The sequence below is a fragment of the Marinilabilia salmonicolor JCM 21150 genome, from assembly GCF_000259075.1.
Classification (GTDB): domain Bacteria; phylum Bacteroidota; class Bacteroidia; order Bacteroidales; family Marinilabiliaceae; genus Marinilabilia; species Marinilabilia salmonicolor.
The window spans coordinates 1-313 of record NZ_AJKI01000038.1; the positions used below are offsets into that span (position 1 = coordinate 1).

1 protein-coding gene is annotated in these 313 nt (G+C 39.9%); it reads right to left on the bottom strand.

Annotated elements, in window-relative coordinates:
- Nucleotides 1-68: 68 nt before the first annotated feature.
- A partial coding sequence (locus tag W7W_RS23925) for a hypothetical protein (protein ID WP_010664755.1) occupies nucleotides 69-313 on the bottom strand: 245 nt, incomplete at its 5' end.

Sequence of the window (313 nt, forward strand, 5' to 3'; positions counted from 1 at the left end):
TTTGCGCATATCTACCGGTGCAGGATAAAGAAAGTACTTTAGCTTACTATGTAAATGAAACATCGGCCTCAATCAAATAGGTGAACAATCGCTTTTAGTAACTCCATATCGATGTTATCCCTTAACACCATCTTTGTGCCGTTAGGAAAGACAAACTCAACGGGAGCATTATTACCTGGGGCGTGAGAACTTTTAATGGGTGATTGAATTGTCCGTCTCTCAGTAGATTGTTGGTTAGAATCAAACACTAAGGGGACAAAACTCGAAGGCTGATGTTGCGATGTCTCTTCTAATTTGTTTCTCCAGTAGTAAA